Source organism: Mesorhizobium neociceri, assembly GCF_013520985.1.
GTDB classification, from domain to species: Bacteria; Pseudomonadota; Alphaproteobacteria; order Rhizobiales; family Rhizobiaceae; genus Mesorhizobium; species Mesorhizobium neociceri.
In genome coordinates, this window is sequence record NZ_JACDTY010000009.1 from 191,437 (window position 1) to 208,763 (window position 17,327).

General features: G+C 60.2%; 12 protein-coding genes and 1 pseudogene. 6 read left to right on the forward strand and 7 right to left on the reverse strand.

Features of this window, described 5'->3' with window-relative positions:
- Positions 1–90 precede the first annotated feature (90 nt).
- Positions 91–2,883: a Ulp1 family isopeptidase gene (locus tag H0241_RS36410; protein ID WP_407941756.1), complete on the reverse strand. Its 2,793-nt coding sequence runs from the start codon at positions 2,881–2,883 to the stop codon at positions 91–93.
- Between the two features lie 519 nt (positions 2,884–3,402).
- Between H0241_RS36410 and H0241_RS36415 the strand changes: the two genes are divergently transcribed.
- Positions 3,403–3,972, forward strand: coding sequence for a hypothetical protein (locus H0241_RS36415; RefSeq protein WP_407941757.1), 570 nt, complete (start codon positions 3,403–3,405; stop codon positions 3,970–3,972).
- Positions 3,973–5,691: 1,719 nt separating this feature from the next.
- On the opposite strand, the gene H0241_RS19640 is transcribed toward H0241_RS36415, so the two are convergent.
- From H0241_RS19640 to H0241_RS19655, 4 genes are all read right to left on the reverse strand, one after another.
- Positions 5,692–7,341: an MFS transporter gene (locus H0241_RS19640; RefSeq protein ID WP_181059247.1), complete on the reverse strand. Its 1,650-nt coding sequence runs from the start codon at positions 7,339–7,341 to the stop codon at positions 5,692–5,694.
- A 554-nt stretch (positions 7,342–7,895) separates the two neighbouring features.
- On the reverse strand, positions 7,896–9,551 hold the full coding sequence (gene groL / locus H0241_RS19645; protein ID WP_181059248.1) for a chaperonin GroEL: 1,656 nt from the start codon (positions 9,549–9,551) through the stop codon (positions 7,896–7,898).
- Between the two features lie 65 nt (positions 9,552–9,616).
- Positions 9,617–9,913, reverse strand: a complete 297-nt coding sequence (groES, locus tag H0241_RS19650) for a co-chaperone GroES (RefSeq protein WP_027038879.1) — start codon at positions 9,911–9,913, stop codon at positions 9,617–9,619.
- A gap of 675 nt (positions 9,914–10,588) precedes the next feature.
- Positions 10,589–10,786 (reverse strand): hypothetical protein, encoded by a 198-nt coding sequence (locus H0241_RS19655; protein WP_181059249.1) that lies wholly within the window; start codon positions 10,784–10,786, stop codon positions 10,589–10,591.
- A 104-nt stretch (positions 10,787–10,890) separates the two neighbouring features.
- Between H0241_RS19655 and H0241_RS19660 the strand changes: the two genes are divergently transcribed.
- The 5 genes and pseudogenes from H0241_RS19660 (at position 10,891) to H0241_RS19680 (ending at position 15,586) form a co-directional block, all read left to right on the forward strand.
- The gene (locus tag H0241_RS19660) at positions 10,891–12,237 is read left to right on the forward strand and encodes a serine hydroxymethyltransferase (RefSeq protein ID WP_181059251.1); all 1,347 of its coding nucleotides are present in this window, start codon (positions 10,891–10,893) and stop codon (positions 12,235–12,237) included.
- A 47-nt stretch (positions 12,238–12,284) separates the two neighbouring features.
- On the forward strand, positions 12,285–13,460 hold the full coding sequence (metK, locus tag H0241_RS19665; protein WP_181059253.1) for a methionine adenosyltransferase: 1,176 nt from the start codon (positions 12,285–12,287) through the stop codon (positions 13,458–13,460).
- Between the two features lie 103 nt (positions 13,461–13,563).
- The gene (locus tag H0241_RS19670) at positions 13,564–14,556 is read left to right on the forward strand and encodes an adenosine kinase (RefSeq protein ID WP_181059255.1); all 993 of its coding nucleotides are present in this window, start codon (positions 13,564–13,566) and stop codon (positions 14,554–14,556) included.
- Positions 14,557–14,615: 59 nt separating this feature from the next.
- Positions 14,616–14,862, forward strand: a pseudogene (locus H0241_RS19675) (hypothetical protein); the annotation flags it as partial.
- A gap of 472 nt (positions 14,863–15,334) precedes the next feature.
- Positions 15,335–15,586: a DUF6074 family protein gene (locus tag H0241_RS19680; RefSeq protein WP_027038885.1), complete on the forward strand. Its 252-nt coding sequence runs from the start codon at positions 15,335–15,337 to the stop codon at positions 15,584–15,586.
- Positions 15,587–16,098: 512 nt separating this feature from the next.
- On the opposite strand, the gene H0241_RS19685 is transcribed toward H0241_RS19680, so the two are convergent.
- Both H0241_RS19685 and H0241_RS19690 read right to left on the reverse strand, forming a co-directional pair.
- The gene (locus H0241_RS19685) at positions 16,099–16,380 is read right to left on the reverse strand and encodes a hypothetical protein (protein WP_181059257.1); all 282 of its coding nucleotides are present in this window, start codon (positions 16,378–16,380) and stop codon (positions 16,099–16,101) included.
- A gap of 369 nt (positions 16,381–16,749) precedes the next feature.
- Entirely contained in the window at positions 16,750–16,926 is a 177-nt protein-coding gene (locus H0241_RS19690; RefSeq protein ID WP_181059259.1) for a hypothetical protein, read from the reverse strand.
- Positions 16,927–17,327: the final 401 nt, after the last annotated feature.

Sequence of the window (17,327 nt, forward strand, 5' to 3'; positions counted from 1 at the left end):
TGAAGGCGCTTTGTCAGACAGCGTCGCCTGCTCCTCGAAAACGAAGATGTAAACATCATATTTGGTGAGTTTGCTTCGATAATGCCGCAATCAAAGCCTCGTCAGCCGGTTTTGCAGTGCCTGCCGATCGGCGACGAGGTTGTCGAGGTGCAGCGGCTCGTGGTCTGGCCGGTTCCCGTCGAGCAGTCGTTGAACCAGCGCCCACGTGCCGTCGACCACAAACACACCGCAATCATGATCGTTCGACTGTCGCGGCATGCGGGCCGGCGCCAGGGTGGCGGTCAGCCCTTCTGCCAGCTGCCGTGCAGGCGCGTCGTTGTATCCTGCTTGCTGGAGCGAGTCGTAGTGATAGGCGACCCGGCTTTGCGGGTTGCGGCCATCGACGAACAGCAGCGACCAATGGGTGCCGGCGCGCGTGGCAGTGCCGTTGTTCACCGGCAGGAACAGGAAGTCGGCCGGGGCGTCGCTTTGATGATAGATGGACTGCAGCGTGCCTCCCGCGTCCTCCCCCAAGTGGCGCAGCAGATGCGAGACCGACGGACTCACCAGCCGGATCCGGGCGGCGAGCGCTGGATCGATCCCCTGCAGCTGCTGTTCCAGGAAATCGTAATCCCTCTGGATATGCGCGTCGCTCAGCCACTCGGTGGCGCCGAGCACCGAGCCCGCGGCGACACGGGACGAGGCTGTCCGGTCCAACCCTCCGATCCGAGCATCGGAGGAGGGGCTCGCGGGCGCCGTCACATCAATCAGCGGAAGACCGCGGTAGGTGTCTGGCGCCACGGCGGTGGCGGGCATGGCGGGTTGGCGAGCCGGTGCCGCTGGCGCACTCATCGGCAAAGCTTGACCGCGATGCTGGACGTCATCGGTCCGCATCAGCTTCACGGCGGCGGCCTCTGTCTCTGGTATCGTGCGCTGCCGCTGCATGTCGCCGAACATCTGCCCGCGCCGACGCACCGGTGCAGAATGAGCATCATCACGCAGGTCGGACGGTGTGGGCGCATTCAGGTCAACAAAAGACTGAAGGCCGCCGAAGGTGCCTGAGGGCGCCCCGGCAGAGTGCGCCGGCGCAAAGTGAGCATCATCACGCAGGTCGGACGGTGTGGGCGCATTCAGGTCAACAAAAGACTGAAGGCCGCCGAAGGTGCCTGAGGGCGCCCTGGCAGAGTGCACCGGCGCAAAGTGAGCGTCATCACGCAGGTCGGACGGTGTGGGCGCGTTCAGGTCAACAAAAGACTGAAGGCCGCCGAAGGTGCCTGAGGGCGCCCTGGCAGAGTGCATCGGCGCAAAGTGAGCATCGTCGTGCAAGTCGGATGGTGTGGGCGCGTTCAGGTCAACAAAAGACTGAAGGCCGCCGAAGGTGCCTGAGGGCGCCCTGGCAGAGTGCACCGGCGCAAAGTGAGCATCGTCGTCCAAGTCGGATGGTGTGGGCGCATTCAGGTCAACAAAAGACTGAAGGCCGCCGAAGGTGTCTGAGGGAGCCCTGGCAGAGTGCGCCGGCGCAAAGTGAGCGTCGTCGTGCAAATCGGACGGTGTGGGCGCGTTCAGGTCGACAAAAGACTGAAGGCCGCCGAAGGTGTCTGAGGGCACCATGGCAGAGTGCGCCGGCGCTGCTTCCATCGTCGGCCACATTCTCCGGTCAAAGTTGGCCGGCCTTTGCGGAGCCCTGTGCTGCGCAGCAGCTCCCCCGACACGTCTCGCGGCCGCGTGTGCGGGATGAGGGAAAGGAGCGATATTGCCGCGAGATGCCGATTCTCCGGCGCCCGATCTCCGCAGATGCGCCAGCGCGGCTTCGATCGTTGTGTAATCACCGGGATAGAGCTTGACATCATCGTTCAACGACTTTTGGTTAAGCCGAGGCGCGATACCCATCTTCCCTTTTCTTTGCAGATAATCACTTAATCGAGTAATAGCGTATATATAGCCCTTCGCTGTACTTCCCGAAAGTTTGTTCCAAGACGGAGTTGCTTTGTAGCGTTCAATGAGAGCTCCGTCCAACGAATGAGGATTCCGGAAAGAGCGACCTGCCATTGGCAAGTCGCCGGCGCTGGCAGTCTTAAGATGGCCCATCGCCACTTCGAGGGACGGACCACCCGAGGCTGCGTACTGCTGCAAATCCTGGTTCAGCGACGTCTCGTCAAGCCGGGAAGCAAAGCTCTGTTTTCCGTTCGCAACGAGCCAACGAGCGAAGTGCAAAAGAGGATTCACATTGAGCTTGATGGTGTTGTCCGAGACCCTGCGCTGGTGGAGCGCCGAATCCAATACCCCGATAAGGGACGCATCTTCGGAATAAAGAGCACGCTTGTCGGCACCCACTGTAACCAGTGTTGAACGACCCGCCTGGAGTGCCGAGGCTTCCAGCTTGGGTGCGTTGCTCCGATCGGGCAGTTGCGGGACCGGGTGGTGACCCGGTCCCGGCTCACCCGATGACGGCGGAAAGTCAGGCGAGGTAAATTGATCGCGCAGCTCGTCCGGGTTCGTTTGGACCGCCTGCGGAAGCTCTTGCGCCTTGTTCGCCTGGTCGGAACTGCCGATCTGGCTCAGCTGCCGCTCAATGGCGAGGCTTTGCGGACCATCAAAAGTCCTCTGCCTCTTCATTGGCCTAACAAGCGCTGTGTAATGCTCACCGTGAATGATGCGCCCCGCACTTGGCAGGAGATGGCTGTTCGTGCCAAGTGTATCCATCATCTTGTGCTGGTGGTCGGAGGCCAGGTTCAAGGAAAGAGAGGATTGTCGGGGATCGGCTGCCGGTTGATCATCCTGCCGCCCCTGAATCTCCTCGAGAAGCCTCTGTTCCAGTTGCTGGACCTGTTGCGGATCAGTCGCCGGCTGCTCGACTTTATCTTCCGGCAGCCGCCAAAGCCCGTCAAGATCGACGCCGGGCATCGAGGTCGGGCCAACCTCATCCTCGGTCCGCTCAAAGCCACCTGCTCCCGAAGGCCCCTCTTCCAAGCGTCCTAAGTCATGCCCTTTATGGTACTCACGAAGCAGCTCCAACCCTGTCCCCACCCCAGTCTCGCTGGTAGCACGCTTGAAGTCGATAAGATCTTTCTTCAGCGCATCAGGGTTGTTGATTCGGCCGATGATGGGCTCCCTGCCGTTCTGTTGGAGCCACCCACTAAGCCGGCGAACCGCGCTAGCCCTATTAAAAACGATATTGCGTTCGGCTCTCGAAGTTGCTGCCGCGAGTGCCCACTTACTGGCCTCCTCGATGAAGACCGCATCCTGCGGACTGGCAACGCGGCGAGACATGGGCTCGAATTTCATCGGTGAGCCTCGCAGACAACCGAGTGCTTCTGTGGTGTATTGGGAACCACCGGAAGCCTCACAGCGTTCGGCAGCTTCAGCAAGAGCGGGGTCGTTAACCCGACCAGCGATCGGTTTCATGTTGTTTTGGCGCAGGTAGTGGCTGAATCCACGAAGAGCTGGTGCATAGATGGTCCGCCTCCCAAGCGACTGCTGGAAGTTGGTGATGAGGGCTGCGTCCTCGGGATAAGGATTGAGCACGACGCGGTTCGCAATTGGCGCTATTCCGGCAGCCGACTGAGAAGCCTTGAGGTGAGCCATTGCCGGCAGGGTATTTGCATTGCCACCTCTTTCCACAAATTCCTCGACATCGTCATCGAGCGTCTGGTCGCCAAGCCGAGCAGCAATGCCCGGCTTCTTGTTTTCGAAGAGCCAACGATCGAATGTGAGAAGGACACCTACATTTCCCTTGGCGGTGAGCTTGGCAGCCCCACTCTGGATGAGCGCCGCCTCAAGCTCCAAAATCAGAGGCGCATCCTCGGAGTAGACGGGCCGCTTGCTGCGACCTATCAAAATTGTCTTGTCAGCCGACTGCAGTCCCGAGGCACCCAGTTTCGGCCCATTGCCTTCATCGAGTGGCTGCGAGGCCTGATGCTGATCCGCTGCGGACCCGGACTCAGGCAAAGAGGCAAGGTGCTTGCGCAACTCGAATGGATTCGGATTGGCTGACTCCCGCTCGATCTCGTTGCCATGTGGCAGCAGCGAGGTGGCGGCCGGCATCAGCACGCGGTTTTCGCTCAGCAGCGCCTGAATGGCGACATTGTCTTGTGTGATCTGCCTGACCGCTCGGGTGTCGTGCTCCGTGGCACTACCCAAAAGCCGCTCCTGACCGACACTTTGAACGGGCAAGTGAGCGGTCGGCTCCAACGTCGACCGGGAATCTCTGCCCGCGATCGCAGGGCTCAGTCCAACGCCCTCGCGGTAAATACGAAGCTTATCGAGCGCGTTTATGAACTTGCGCTCGGTCGGAAACAACGTCTTAGCCTGCTCGACTAGCGAGTCGTGATCGAGCATAGCAATTGGGAAAGGTGCGAGTGCTGAAGACAGCTTGCGAAGAAAGCCAGAATTTTTCGCGGCGGTGTTGTCACGTAAGCTTGAACCAAAACGTGCATCGCCGGCCTCCATGATGAGCAGCTCGTCTGCTTTGGAAGGAAGATAAGGGAGCGTGCTTGGGGCAGCGGGCACACGACGCGGACGAAGCATCAACAATGCCGCGATCATTGCCCCGTCTTTCGGAAACAGCCGCTTAGCGTGGTCGACCAATGACTCGTCATTGAGCGTGGCAAGTGTTTGGCCAGACGGCTTGAGCGCGTCGGCCAACCTGCGAAGCGCGCTTTTATATGTATCAACGGTGCTCGGTCGTTGGCCCCGCTTAGTAGCTTCATCGGCCGCCTCTTGGATGAGGCGCTCGTCTTGAGAGACGCCAAGGACCTGGCTAGGGCGGGCACCTGCCGCATGCACCTGTGGCGTCTCGCCCAAGTGCTGCTCAAATCCTGCTTGCTCTTGGTTTGGCGACTGTCGCGCCGTGGGCTGGTTCGTAGAACAATAACGCGCGGATGGGTTGATGTTGTTAAATGGGTTCATATTACCCTCCTGATGCGGCCGCTCCGCAAATCTGGGCAGGCAGCAGCATGCTGTTTGTTATCGGCCTAACGAGGTTACCTGTCGGAAAGCTGACACGGCCCATAAAAGTCAGGATTGCAGTTGCTTTTTGAATTTTGCGGTGGGCGAGTTGAGCGGCAATCTTGAGAGGCTCTGCGCCACCAAGACCGTGAGATGATCGGTTAGTGTGATGTCGTATCGCGGCCGGCATGGCGTTGGCGATCATCGCCAACTCGAATTCGCCGACGAGGCGATCAGGCGGCATGGTTGGCCGTACTTGGACGATTCCGATGCCCGTCGATCTGACGCTGCGATGTGGCGTCGGCGATCGATTTATGCCTTTGAGGCGCCGCCAAGTCTTTGACGCGGCGATGACCGCTCTGAACGCGGCCAGCTAGGCCGCAGCTGGCCGGCCGGATTTAGACCACCCGAGGCTAGCGATCCCTAGTCCTGGGCCATGCGCGAGTGGGCCTGGAAAGACGATCAACCGGCGCGACGCGCGAAGGCGATTGCTCAGCTCCGCTATGCTCGGCCACGCCTCTTCGCAACTGGCCATGGAGCGCCCGGTGCGCCGAGTACACGGGAATGGCTCCGGACAGGTTGGCCTGAACGCCAGGAGAGCCGTATCTGCTCTCGAGTCGGCGCTGCAGGTTCCCGTCACCGAACTGGTGATCGCGACAAGATCAGTCGGCGCGTCCAGCCCGAGTCAGGAACGCAACCAGAAACTCTCCCCCGACGCGGCCGCAGCTGGGGCGGCTTTCATCCCTTTGACAGCTTCTTCTCCAATCACCTTTGGGTGCGAGACGGAAACGGTATCGGTTGAGCACGGGTACGAGTTGCCTCTGTCGTTCGCTCGATCGAAAGCACCGTTCGCGGAGGAAGCTCACCATTGTGCAGTGCCAGGAGATGCTGGCCAACTTCCTTATCCGCTGCTGTGAGCCGGTGATTCAGGCGAAGAAAGTCCATCCAGGTTGGGGTGCGGAATGTCTCGGTCCACAGTGATGGCGTTTGGAGATTTCGCTGGAGCGTCCAGTTTCGTGCACCGGCACGGCTCTGAATGTGGCGCCTTGCGCGCATGTATCCCAGAAAGGCCTCGATGTTTTCCTCGGAAATGGAATACTCAATTTTGGCAACGATTGGGCCACTTCTGGGCTTCAATTCGAGTGCCAGTTCGGGGGGATGAAAATCGGAACTTTCCTGATCGGTCTCTTCCCATGGACGGATCGGCAACAGTATTCCCGCCGCGGCCACGACCAACAGAGCCACGGCGGCGCCCTCCAGAGCCAAGGTCAAAGAATAGTTCTGAGCGACAGAACCCCAGATCCAGCTGCCGGCAGCCATACCGCCGGCGCTCAGGGCGTAATAGATTGAGAGCGTGCGGCCGACAACCCACCTTGGGCTTGCCAGCTGAACCGACACGTCAATGCCCGTCCAGGTGACAAGCCAACCAGCGCCCCCCAGTGCCAGCGAAATGGCCGCAAACGCAACCGACGTTGTAAGGGCAAGGCAAAGGCAACATGCTGCACAAGCAATTGAGGCGAGCGCCACCAGCCTGTTTTGAGACGCGGTCCGCCGCAGGTAGCCGTTGCTCATGCCAGCGATGAAAGCACCTATGCCGAAACCGGCCAATAAGATGCCATAGACAATTGGACCGCTTTTCAACTGATCCCGAACCACAAGCGGCAGCAGCGCGAGGATGGAGATGCTGGCCAACCCAAAAAGGGTGGCGCGGGCTATCGCCGCCCTGATCTCCAGGGACATTGCCGTGAAGCGCACGCCGTCATGAACTGCCGTCATCATTTTCTCGCGAGGCAGAGGAGAAGAGCGAACCTTCCATTTGGTTCGCCATATTGCGCTAAGGGGCGCCAGATCGCTCAGCGCGGCCAAGGCGAAAGCGGCCAGAGGCCCAAAGAAGGCCATGATGACGCCGCCCAGAGCCGGACCAATGCTGCGCACGATGTTGTATCCGACCGACATAAGCGTCACTGCGGCGGGAATGTCGCGCTTGTCGAGGATATCGCCGACGGAAGCATGCCAGGCCGGATCATTCAACGCGAAGCCGCAGCCAGCCAGGAAACCCAGTCCGAGTATGAGCCATGGATGGACAAATCCCAGTCCCACAGAAATCATCAGCGTCGATGACGCCAATGCGATCAGACAGTGTCCCGCAAACATCACCCATCGGCGGCTGAAATTGTCGGCGATGGCTCCGGCAAGGATTGACAGGAAGAATACCGGCAATGTGGATGCGGCCTGCACCAGGGCAACCATCAGATCCGACGCTGAAATGGTTGCCATCAGCCAGCTGATGGCAACCGTTTGCACGAGCCATCCGACGCTGGATATTTGTGTGGCCGTCCAGATCGAGCGAAACACATGGTTGCGAAATGGCGCGAGAGTCGCTGAAACGGGAGGGTGACGATCTTCACGCTGCATGATCTTAATTGCTTTCGACCAAATGATCGCTTCGGTGATGGTTATTAGCGCAATGTGCCAATTCCAATTGGGCAAAAAAAGCCTCTGTGGAACTTGGCTGCGGGCCGGCCGCATCTCCCGGGTTGGCATCAGAGGACGCGGGCCGAAACGCCTAAGTTGAATCAGCCAGCCTGATGTCTGTATGGCCGATCTCGCCATGTCGGACAAGCTGCCACACGACGTCAGGGATGTCGTAATTTGGCGGCCGTGGCCCTTAGGTGGGTGTTCTTGAAGTTGCACCGCCTCATTAGGCTTTAAGTGGCATCGTTCTGGCGGCGGAACGCACTCCTGTGGCCGGCGTTCAAGCTGGCCGTTTCTTCGACCCAAGGCGAAGAAAAGGGCGGCATCGCTGCCGCCCTTTCGGATCCGTGGCTGGTGGGCTGGACTAAAAATCCATGCCGCCACTCAAGCCCGCTCGCGGGCTTGAGCATTGTTGGTTGATGGGCGTGCGTTATGGAATTCCCATTGCGAATGGTCTTGCGAAAAGTCTGCAACTTTTCGGGACCATTCGGCAATTAGAAGTCCATGCCGCCCATGCCGCCCATGCCGCCGCCGCCCATGCCGCCAGGCATGCCGCCGCCAGCCGACTCCTTCTTCGGAGCCTCGGCGATCATGGCTTCGGTGGTGACGAGCAGGCCGGCGACCGAGGCCGCGTCCTGGAGAGCCGTGCGCACGACCTTGACCGGGTCGACGATGCCCATGACGATCATGTCGCCATACTCGCCGGTCTGGGCGTTGTAGCCGTAGGTCGCGCCCTTGTTGTCAAGGATCTTTCCGGCAACGATCGAAGCTTCCGCACCGGCGTTGGCCGCGATCTGGCGGGCCGGAGCCTGCAGCGCACGACGAACGATGTTGATGCCGGCAGCCTGGTCGGCATTGACGCCGGTGACCTTGATGTTGGCCGAAGCGCGCAGCAGAGCGACGCCGCCGCCTGCAACGATGCCTTCTTCCACGGCCGCGCGGGTCGCGTTCAGAGCGTCATCGACGCGGTCCTTCTTTTCCTTGACTTCGACTTCCGTCGCGCCGCCGACGCGGATCACCGCAACGCCGCCCGCGAGCTTCGCGAGACGTTCCTGCAGCTTCTCCTTGTCGTAGTCCGAGGTGGTCTCTTCGATCTGCTGCTTGATCTGGGCGACGCGGCCCTGGATCTCGGCCTTCTTGCCGGCACCGTCGACGATGGTGGTGTTCTCCTTGGAGATCGACACCTTCTTGGCGCGGCCGAGCATGTTGAGGCCGACATTCTCGAGCTTGATGCCGAGGTCTTCCGAGATGACCTGGCCACCGGTGAGGATGGCGATGTCTTCCAGCATGGCCTTGCGGCGATCACCGAAGCCCGGCGCCTTGACCGCGGCGATCTTCAGGCCGCCACGCAGCTTGTTGACGACCAGCGTGGCCAGGGCCTCGCCTTCGACGTCTTCCGAGATGATGAGCAGCGGCTTCGAGGTCTGCACGACGGCTTCGAGAACCGGCAGCATGGCCTGGAGGTTGGACAGCTTCTTCTCGTGCAGGAGGATGTAGACGTCCTCGAGCTCGGCAACCATCTTGTCGGCGTTGGTGACGAAGTAGGGCGAGAGATAGCCGCGGTCGAACTGCATGCCTTCGACGACTTCGAGTTCGGTCTCAGCGGTCTTGGCTTCCTCGACGGTGATGACGCCTTCGTTGCCGACCTTCTGCATCGCTTCCGCGATCATCTTGCCGACCGACTCGTCGCCATTGCCAGCGATGGTGCCGACCTGGGCAACCTCTTCCGAGGTCTTGATTTTGGTGGCGTTCTTGATCAGCGTTGCGACGACGTCGGTGACGGCGAGGTCGATGCCGCGCTTCAGGTCCATCGGGTTCATGCCGGCAGCAACCGCCTTGTTGCCTTCCTGGACGATCGACTGTGCCAGAACGGTCGCGGTCGTAGTGCCGTCGCCAGCGATGTCATTGGTCCTCGAAGCGACTTCGCGGATCATCTGCGCGCCCATGTTCTCGAACTTGTCGGAAAGTTCGATTTCCTTGGCGACGGTGACGCCGTCCTTGGTGATGCGCGGGGCGCCGAACGACTTGTCGATGACGACGTTGCGGCCCTTGGGGCCGAGCGTCACCTTCACCGCGTCGGCGAGGATGTTGATGCCGTGCAGCATGCGCTCACGGGCGTCGCGGGAGAATTTTACGTCTTTGGCAGCCATGTTTAGCTCCTGGCAGGGGCTCGCAACGAGCCCGAAGATTCAAGATTCAGTGGTGAGGTCGATGATCAGGCGATGATGCCCATGACGTCGGATTCCTTCATGATCAGAAGGTCTTCGCCATTGAGCTTGACTTCGGTGCCCGACCACTTGCCGAACAGGATGCGGTCGCCGGCCTTGACGTCCAGGGGAACCAGCTTGCCGGCTTCATCGCGGGCGCCGGAGCCGACAGCGATGATCTCGCCTTCCTGCGGCTTTTCCTTTGCCGTATCTGGGATGATGATCCCGCCGGCGGTCGTGGATTCGGATTCGACTCGGCGAACGACCACGCGGTCATGAAGCGGTCGGAAATTCGACTTTGCCATTTTTGATATCCCTGGTGCTGAGGTTGAACGGTTCTCCGTTGCCGGAGCGCGGGTCCTTAGCACTCGCCAGTCACGAGTGCTAAGGAGGCCCGTGGGATAGGCCCGTAGGCACCAACTCGTCAAGGCGGCGCGAAGACGTCCTGCCCATGCGCACCGACGCCGTTCCTCATTGAAGCCATCAGCCGCGAGGCGCCACGATCGGGCGCTTTTCTGCATGGTTGCGGCGGTGTTGGCGCATGTTCTCACACCCGACGGGGCAGGCGTTGCAATGATTCTTTCAAAGAAAATTCACAGAGTCTTAGCAACTCCGGTCCGCATCGGATGGTACGTTGCCCAACATGCATAGTCGGCGGGGAAGAGTGACATGCTCTTCCGCTCGCCTCGCTTAATTACATGGATCTCGTTTAGCTGATTGGGCCAATCCAATGATCTCTGCGACAAACAAACTTTGGCAAATCCCAAAACGAGCGGAACGCAGGCGACCAGCGATCTAGGTCATAAATATAACCGGTCAAGGATCACAGAATATGGAATGCAGATGAAAAGACCATTCGGACGAGCACCAAATTCTTCCATGTGGCTTCATGCTGACCGATGTTGACGCTGGTCAAGTGCCTCAGGATACTGGCGCGCCTTGATCGCCTTAGAATCCTGGGCCTTTGCGCGCATGCTGATCTAACTGTCTACGAGCTGGCAGAAATTCTGGAGTTGCGTCGCGAGCTCGTTGTGCGGCACGTCCGTCTGCTTGTCAGAGCCGACCTGCTTTGCCACACCGAACAGCGTCCCCGCTATTCCTACCATCTGCGAACAGAAGGCAGGAACGGCGGGCTGGTTCAATTGTTGGTCGATCTCCTTCCGCACGAGGATGGCCATCACCAACGCGACCTACAACGCCTCGAAGCGTTTCAACCCGCGCGGTCGAAGGCAACCGCCTGCTCGATCGTGAAATAGCAATCCGAATGGGAGCGCGAACTGCCATGGACAATTCCGCCGCCGGCGCCATCGCGCAGCCCGACACCTGCGGGCGCTCTCGCTTAGCCGCGGTCGACCCGCGCGTTCACGAACTGCTTCTAAAGCAGGAGCAGCAGGAGCGGACGACGCTCAAACTGATCGCTTCCGAGAACTTTGCCTCCGCGGCGGTGCTGGAAGCGACCGGCTCCATCTTCACCAACAAGTATGCCGAGGGCTATCCCGGCGCGCGCTACTATGAGGGAAACGCGATTGTCGATGAGCTTGAGAGCCTCGCCCTTGAGCGCTTGAGAACATTGTTTGGCAGCGAGCACGCCAATGTGCAGCCCTATTCCGGCTCGCCGGCCAATCAGGCTGTTTACCGCGCGCTTTTGCGCCCAGGCGACAGAGTCATGGGCTTGCCGATTCCGGAAGGGGGCCATCTGACTCATGGTTGGGCCGTCAACTTTTCCGGGACTGATTATAAACGCGTCCCCTACGGACTCCACGAAGAGACGCAGCAAATTGACTATGACCGCTTGCGCGAGACGGCCAAGCGGGAGCGGCCGAAACTGATTTGGGTTGGCGGAACTGCTTATCCGCGTGCATTTGACTACGCGCTAATGGCCGAAATCGCTTCGGAGGCGAATACCTATCTGGCGGCCGACATCGCGCATATCAGCGGTCTGATCGTGGCAGAAGCGCATCCGAACCCTGTGCCCCATTGCGACGTGGTCACCAGCACATCGCACAAATCCATACGCGGCCCTCGCGGCGGCTTCATTTTGTCAAAGAACGAAGACCGCTACCAAACGCTTTATCATCAGCAGAGCAAATACAACCTTGCCAAGCGTATAGATCGCGCGGTCTTCCCTGAACTGCAAGGCGGCCCTCATGTGAATACCATCGCCGGGCTGGCTGTCGCTTTGCAGGAAGCCGCGAGCCCGTCATTCCGCACTTACGGTCAGCAGATCGTCAAGAATGCCAAGGCTTTGGCCCAGGCACTTCTGGACCGTGGTTATGACCTGGTCACCGGCGGGACTGACAATCACATGTTGATCCTGGACCTCTGGACGCGACCACTGTCAGGCAAAGCCTATGCGGGACGCTTGGCAAAGGCAGGCATCATCACAAACTTCAATATGGTGCCAGGCGACACGCGCGACCCATCGGTCACAAGCGGGATCCGCTTGGGGACCCCGGCAGTGACGTCCATGGGCATGCGCGAGGGGGAAATGGTGCAGATCGCCGCTTTCATCGACTTGATCTGCAGCAAGCCCGACGACGCAGATGTTCAAGCGCGCGTGCGAAGAGATGTTGCAGATTTCTGCGCTGCGTTCGACGTCCCCGGCATCAGCGACCGCAAGGCGGCGTAACCGGGGCGAGCCCATCCAACTCCACAACCTGAAGCGAGGCTATCACCATGGCTAGACAGTTCGTGTTCTCCTCCGAATCCGTCGGCGCGGGACACCCGGATAAGATGGCCGACAACATCTCGGATGCCATACTTGATGCGGTCCTTCGTGAGGATGTGAAGGCGCGCGTCGCTTGTGAAGCGCTGGTGAAGACCGGGATGGTCGTTCTGGCCGGCGAGATCACCAGCAAGGCGCAGATCGATTACAGTCAAGTTGCCCGCGATACGATCCTCGATATCGGATACGACGACGATGCCATCGGTTTTGATGGCCGGCGCTGCGCCGTCGTTCTGGCTCTTTCCGAGCAGTCGCCCGACATCAGCCAGGGCGTTGATGAAGGACGAGGGCAGGATCTCGAGCAAGGCGCGGGAGATCAGGGGCTCATGTTCGGGTACGCATGCAACGAGACTGAAACGTTGATGCCCTTACCCATCCAACTCGCTCATGATTTGACAAAAAAACAGGCGGAGGTGCGCAAAGCCGGACGACTTGGCTGGCTGCGCCCGGATGTGAAATCTCAAGTCTCCGTGCGCTATGATGATTTCCGGCCGGTGGCGCTGGACACCATAGTCCTGTCGACCCAGCATGACGAGGAGGTCTCCCAAGCCGAGGTCCGGGAAGGCGTCATTGAGGAGATCATAAAGCCGGTCTTGCCGCTTCACCTGGATACGACCGGGATCAGGTTCCTGGTCAATCCGACCGGCCGGTTCGTTGTCGGTGGGCCACAAGGCGACTGCGGGCTTACCGGACGCAAGATCATCGTCGATTCCTATGGTGGGATGGGCCGTCACGGCGGCGGCGCCTTTTCGGGCAAGGACCCGTCCAAGGTCGATCGCTCAGCGGCGTACGCGGCGCGGTACGTCGCAAAAAATGTGGTTGCCAGCGGCCTTGCGGAGGTCTGCGAAGTTCAGCTTGCTTACGCGATTGGCGTCGCCGCGCCGGTGTCTATCCACGTCAACACTTTCGGAACGGCAAAGGTCGAGGAAGGAAGGATCGAGCGCCTCATTCTTGAGCACTTCGACCTCCGGCCTAAAGGCATCATCAAAATGCTTGATCTCTTGCGCCCGATTTTCCGCAAGACCGCGACATACGGACACTTTGGCCGTGAAGAGCCTGAGTTCACCTGGGAGAAAACGGACAGAGCGGACGAGTTGCTGCGTGAATTAGGACCGGCAGCTGCGTGAGGGTCGGTCGCAGGATCCCGCGTGCAGCCATTCCCACGCCCGACGGGCGGGGCGACAAGCCGGCTCCTGCTTCAGAGGATATCGACGTCGGACGGAGATCTTGATGCCGGAGTATGACGTGCTTTGCATCGGCAATGCCATTGTCGACATCATCGCGCAATGCGACGAGGCTTTTCTGGAGACCAACGGCATCATCAAGGGCGCGATGAACCTCATCGATGCGCAGCGCGCCGAATTGCTCTACAGCCGCATGGGGCCGGCGATCGAGGCATCCGGCGGCAGCGCCGGCAACACGGCGGCGGGCGTCGCCAGTCTGGGCGGACGGGCCGCCTTCTTCGGCAAGGTGTCGAACGATGCGCTGGGCGATATCTACGCGCACGACATCCACGCCCAGGGCGTGGCCTTCGACACCAAGCCGCTCCAGGGCGAACCGCCGACGGCGCGCTCGATGATCTTCGTCACGCCGGACGGCGAGCGTTCGATGAATACTTATCTCGGCGCCTGCGTCGAGCTCGGGCCCGAAGATGTCGAGGCCGACAAGGCCGCCGGCGCCAAGGTCACCTATTTCGAAGGCTATCTGTGGGATCCGCCGCGCGCCAAGGAGGCCATCCGGCAGACGGCGAGGCTGGCGCATGCCGCCGGTCGCGAAGTGTCGATGACGCTGTCGGATTCCTTCTGTGTGGACCGCTACCGCGACGAGTTCCTCGAGTTGATGCGATCAGGCACCGTCGATATCGTCTTCGCCAACAGCCATGAGATCAAGTCGCTCTACCAGACTGCTTCCTTCGAGGACGCGCTCGCCGCCATCCGCAAGGACTGCGGAATAGCCGCTGTCACCCGCTCGGAAAAAGGCTCGGTGATCGTGCGCGGCAACGAGACTGTCGTCATCCAGGCGACCACGATCAAGGAGCTGGTCGACACGACCGGTGCCGGCGATCTCTATGCCGCCGGTTTCCTCTACGGCTACACGACCGGGCGCAGCCTCAAGGATTGCGGCGATCTCGGCTCGCTGGCCGCCGGGCTGGTTATCCAGCAGCTTGGCCCGCGCCCGCGGCAGAACCTGCGCAACGCGGCGGAACAGGCGGCATGGCTTTAGGCGGGATTTCCGACGACATGCTGCCCCACCCTCCCCTGCTACAGTCGGCCCAGGCGAGCGGATACCCGAACGAAATCGGTCCCTGAGTCTACGACATTCACTCACCGCGCGTCCCAGAAGTCGCAGATTTCGGACCTGCTAACGCTTGCCCGCGAGCGAGTGTGTGACGGCCAACTGTGGGTGAATCCGGACTGTGGCCTCAAAACCCGGAGACGGGATGAGGTCCGCCCTGCCCTCATGAACATGGTTGCTGCAGCATGCGCGTTGCGGGACAAAGTGCAGGCCGAGGTTGCGCGGCCCGTGTGACCCGCAAGATCCAAGCAGCGGCCGACCGACGCCACAACGGCACCGCGCACGTAAGTCGGGAGATCCCGTCTTCGCCAGTTGTGTGCGTCAAGTTCTAAAAGATGGCTGGCATTGAATGGGGCGTCCGCCGCGCAGCCCCGCGTAGCGGAGCGGCGGGCGCACCGGCCGCTTCAGGCGGCCAATGCCCTCGAGCTCTCCTTCTTGTGCTCGCGCACATGCCCCATTTTGATTGAGCAGGGCGCTTCGAGCCAAGTCTCATGGATCTCTACCGCCGGCGCCCGCGCTAGCCGGAAACAGCACTGCGGAGATTGCGCCAGCGCGCTTGACCTCTCGGCAAGACTGCGCCGCGGTGAACGCGCGACGCTCCCGCAGGGACGCTTCATTCTCCCTGTCCAAGCACCGGATAGAACGTGCTGTTAACCAAATTTTTCAGCCACCAGCTTATTCCTCGAGCAAAGGACGTGAGTGATCCATGTGCGATTCGAACATAAGTGCGTTTCCGCTGCATCGTCGGCGCAAATTGGTCGACGGGATCGCCCGGATCCTTGAGTCCAAAAACGGCGAGGACGCGAACGCTTTCTGGCGCGCCACCGCCATGACAATCCTCGTCCAACTGTCCGAATCAGGAATTGCACCCCGGCTCGCCGAACAAGAGGTGAGAGCGCTGCTTCATGCCATCCTGGGCAACATGGCGACCAGGAGTGCTGAGAAACTTGCCCGATAGGATCGCTCACCCCGATGTTGCGCAGAGCCCCCGAGCTTCGTGAGCTTGGATGAGGAGCCCTGACCGCGTTCAGGGTCTAAGTGTCAGATGAAGAGCAACGAAGGCCGTCATGCGGCACTGGGGACGTCCAGCTCCGAATCGCCGAGCAGAGTTCTGGCGTGAAACAATCGAGTCTGCCCACCGCCTCATACCGGGTCGATTGAGCTCATCCAGGCGAGCAGTAAGCGCGCGCCCTGCAGCGCTCGCTTGCAATGGCGTGCGCGATCGGTGTCGCCGCCCAACAATAGCGGTCGGCTTTGGGTTGACGGCTTGGCACGCCCGCCTACCACCGAGCCCCGTTGCACTTGCCACTGGACCGACCAGTCGTCGTGACGAGAACTATCCAAAGCCTTTCGTCCGCTTGTAAGGATGCTCTTGGATGCGATCGAGGTTAACGCTCTACGGCGGAACTGTGCGCGCCAGACCGTAAGTTCACTCGGAGAGCTATGATTTCGCCGCGATGGCGTTTCGCGCTATGGCTCAAGAAGGGCACTGCCGTATAGCGCCCAAAGCTGTTCGCAGTCCCACATCCGTAAGCTTGGCGTTTCTCGTTCTCCATAGAAGACCATTGCACCGCGAACGTCATATCCAAGCACGGACGCATTTGCGACGAACTGGACGGCGCGTCCTAAGCTGGTCACGCCGATCTGGGCTCCAATTTTGTTGGCTGCGTCGATCACGCCCAGGATTTGCGCATCTGCGCCTCTGCCGGCCAAAACAGCCGCCGAGATCGCATCGTCCGTTGCTACGAGCATCGCTTTTAGTCCCCATAAGGAGCGCTCTTCAACTTCGGGCGCAAAATCTGTTCCGCGTTCCGCGTCGTCCTAGCGACAGCTTCAGGCACCCATCTCGCGGTTGATGACGGCGATGAGCTCGTCGTCGTGGCTTTCACCGGCTGGTGCGCGAGAATTTTGTCGATGGCTGGTGCCGCGACGGGCGAACCGGACTCCGCCGCGATACCCGAAGGCGCGGGATTAAGCGACACAGAAAGCACGAGCGTCTCGAGGGTGCGCAGCATCAAGCGTTCGGCGTGCACTAAACCGTTGAATGTTGAATACGTTTGGACGATCCGTGCCGTCGTTCTTCTCATTGGGTCTTGTCGGGAACCACCCCGTCAACTTTAGTCAACTTGTTGAGACAGGGAACCAGCCTGTCTGGTTAAAACCTTCGCCGTGCGCCCGGTGGCAATCGTGGAAACGTCGGGCCTGTTTCGTCCCGAGCACTGCGGCCGACTTCACCTGGGTCAGGCGCCCACGCTTGAAGATGGCGCGGATCTCGCGGGCCAGCTTGGGCTTGAGCATGCCCGTTCGCGATTGCCAATCCTGAACTCCGCAAACAGGTTGCCGCTGCTCGGTTTGGCGGTGATGTCCTGAGTCATAGCGCTTTGCCTACGCCTTTGGAGCACACTGACGGTTTCCAACTCCATAGAATACCGCCTCCGATAGCCGTTGGTTGCCCCTGCAAGTCCGACCAGTACACACGCTGGCTGCTCAATGATCGGTGATAGCGCCGATTTTGCTCTTTTTATGAGCAACCCGCCTTTGTTTTGCACAAAGGGGGATCGCGATTACCGCTAACACCTACAGAGCTGCGCGGACACCAACAGTGATCGGCCAAACGTTGGACGAGCAACAATCTTGATATGACATTGTTGCGTTTAGCGGCAAGCACCACTATGAAGCGACGCTTCGCCGACTTTGTT